The following is a 3,242-nucleotide window of genomic DNA, read 5'->3' as shown; positions in this document are numbered from 1 at the left end:
TCCGTGAGTAGTGGCGAGCGAAAGCGGAAGGGGCTAAACCGGTCCATGTGTGATAGCCGGCGGGCGTTGCATGGTCGGGGTTGTGGGACTTCACGTGGCGGTTCTGCCGGACCGCCGGAGCGAGGTGCGGGCGCATAGGCGAACAGGTTTGAAGGCCTGACCGTAGGGGGTGTAAGTCCCGTAGCCGTAATGTGTTCCGCCGCTCTGTGGAAGTATCCCGAGTAGCACGGGGCCCGAGAAATCCCGTGCGAATCCGCCAGGACCACCTGGTAAGCCTAAATACTACCCAATGACCGATAGCGGACAAGTACCGTGAGGGAAAGGTGAAAAGTACCCCGGGAGGGGAGTGAAACAGTACCTGAAACCGTGTGCCTACAATCCGTTGGAGCCTCCTTGTTGGGGTGACAGCGTGCCTTTTGAAGAATGAGCCTGCGAGTTAGTGCCGTGTCGCGAGGTTAACCCGTGTGGGGAAGCCGTAGCGAAAGCGAGTCTGAATAGGGCGATTCAGTGGCGCGGTCTAGACCCGAAGCGAAGTGATCTACCCATGGCCAGGTTGAAGCGCGTGTAAGAGCGCGTGGAGGACCGAACCCACTTCAGTTGAAAATGGAGGGGATGAGCTGTGGGTAGGGGTGAAAGGCCAATCAAACTTCGTGATAGCTGGTTCTCCCCGAAATGCATTTAGGTGCAGCGTTGCGTGTTTCTTGCCGGAGGTAGAGCTACTGGATGGCCGATGGGCCCCACAAGGTTACTGACGTCAGCCAAACTCCGAATGCCGGTAAGTCAGAGCGCAGCAGTGAGACCGTGGGGGATAAGCTTCACGGTCGAGAGGGAAACAGCCCAGAACGCCAACTAAGGCCCCCAAGCGTGTGCTAAGTGGGAAAGGATGTGGAGTTGCGAAGACAACCAGGAGGTTGGCTTAGAAGCAGCCACCCTTGAAAGAGTGCGTAATAGCTCACTGGTCAAGTGATTCCGCGCCGACAATGTAGCGGGGCTCAAGCACACCGCCGAAGTTGCGTCATTCAGGTATAGACAGGCCTTCGTGGTCCAGTTGCCTGGATGGGTAGGGGAGCGTCGTGCCGGCACTGAAGCCGCGGGGTGACCCAGCGGTGGAGCCGGCACGAGTGAGAATGCAGGCATGAGTAGCGAAAGACGGGTGAGAAACCCGTCCGCCGAATGATCAAGGGTTCCAGGGTCAAGCTAATCTGCCCTGGGTAAGTCGGGACCTAAGGCGAGGCCGACAGGCGTAGTCGATGGACAACGGGTTGATATTCCCGTACCGGTGAAGAACCGCCCATGCCAAGCCGGCGATGCTAACCGCCCAAACCGCCCACCGGGTTCCCTTCGGGGAGCCCACCGGGCGGGGCGCGCGGGACCCGAGCCGGGGAGGCAAGCGCATTAACAGGTGTGACGCAGGAAGGTAGCCGGGCCAGGCAATGGAATCGACCTGGTCCAAGGGTGTAGGGCGAACGGTAGGCAAATCCGCCGTTCATCAAGCCTGAGACCCGATAGGCGCCCCCCTTGGGGGGTGATCCGGTGATCCTATGCTGCCAAGAAAAGCATCGGCGCGAGGTTCAAGCCGCCCGTACCCCAAACCGACACAGGTGATCAGGTAGAGAATACCAAGGCGATCGAGAGAATCATGGTTAAGGAACTCGGCAAAATGCCCCCGTAACTTCGGGAGAAGGGGGGCCCCAACCTTGAACGGACCACGCGTCCGGAAGGGGATCGGGGCCGCAGAGACCAGGGGGAAGCGACTGTTTACTAAAAACACAGGTCCGTGCGAAGTCGCAAGACGATGTATACGGACTGACTCCTGCCCGGTGCTGGAAGGTTAAGAGGACCGGTTAGCCGCAAGGCGAAGCTGAGAATTCAAGCCCCAGTAAACGGCGGTGGTAACTATAACCATCCTAAGGTAGCGAAATTCCTTGTCGGGTAAGTTCCGACCTGCACGAATGGAGTAACGACTTCCCCGCTGTCTCAACCATGAACTCGGCGAAATTGCACTACGAGTAAAGATGCTCGTTACGCGCAGCAGGACGGAAAGACCCCGAGACCTTTACTATAGTTTGGTATTGGTGTTCGGTGCAGCTTGTGTAGGATAGGTGGGAGACTGTGAAGCGGGCACGCCAGTGCCCGTGGAGTCATCGTTGAAATACCACTCTGGCTGTACCGGACTCCTAACTTCGGCCCGTAATCCGGGTCAGGGACAGTGCCTGATGGGTAGTTTAACTGGGGCGGTTGCCTCCCAAAAAGTAACGGAGGCGCCCAAAGGTTCCCTCAGCCTGGTTGGCAATCAGGTGTCGAGTGTAAGTGCACAAGGGAGCTTGACTGTGAGAGTGACAGCTCGAGCAGGGACGAAAGTCGGGACTAGTGATCCGGCGGCACGTTGTGGAACGGCCGTCGCTCAACGGATAAAAGGTACCTCGGGGATAACAGGCTGATCTTGCCCAAGAGTCCATATCGACGGCATGGTTTGGCACCTCGATGTCGGCTCGTCGCATCCTGGGGCTGGAGTAGGTCCCAAGGGTTGGGCTGTTCGCCCATTAAAGCGGTACGCGAGCTGGGTTTAGAACGTCGTGAGACAGTTCGGTCCCTATCCGCTGCGCGCGCAGGAAATTTGAGAAGATCTGTCCTTAGTACGAGAGGACCGGGACGGACGAACCTCTGGTGTGTCAGTTGTACTGCCAAGTGCACCGCTGATTAGCTACGTTCGGAAGGGATAACCGCTGAAAGCATCTAAGCGGGAAGCCCACTTCAAGATGAGATTTCCACGCCTAACGGCGAGAGGCCCCCAGCCAGACCACTGGGTTGATAGGCGGGATGTGGAAGCGAGGACCAACGACTCGTGAAGCTGACCCGTACTAATAGGCCGACAACTTACACCACAAACACCCCCCCCACCGTCCACGGACGGAACCACGGGGAAGGCAAGAAGCGCACGCGTCCACTATGCGGTCCCGAAACAACAACCACGTTTCACCGGGACACCACAACCGAATACGAGTCCATGCGACCCGTACCCACCACTTTCCCCCCACCCGCCACAGGCACCGGGGCGGAACAAGGGTTACGGCGGTCACAGCGTGGGGGAAACGCCCGGTCCCATCCCGAACCCGGAAGCTAAGACCCACAGCGCCGATGGTACTGCACCCGGGAGGGTGTGGGAGAGTAGGACACCGCCGGACAACCATTACGGAAGCCCCCGACCACACCGTCGGGGGCTTCCCCCCTTTAACACCCCC

2 rRNA genes are annotated in these 3,242 nt (G+C 58.8%); both read left to right on the top strand.

From position 1 onward, the window contains the following. Positions 1-2,886 (top strand): 23S ribosomal RNA (locus tag NCCP_RS14735); the annotation flags it as partial. Between the two features lie 182 nt (positions 2,887-3,068). Beyond that, positions 3,069-3,185, top strand: a 5S ribosomal RNA gene (rrf, locus tag NCCP_RS14730). Positions 3,186-3,242 lie beyond the last annotated feature (57 nt).

This window comes from Zafaria cholistanensis (genome assembly GCF_008580665.1).
Classification (GTDB): domain Bacteria; phylum Actinomycetota; class Actinomycetes; order Actinomycetales; family Micrococcaceae; genus Zafaria; species Zafaria cholistanensis.
The sequence above is the reverse complement of the archived record's forward strand: the minus strand, read 5'-3'. Positions and strand labels throughout refer to the sequence as shown.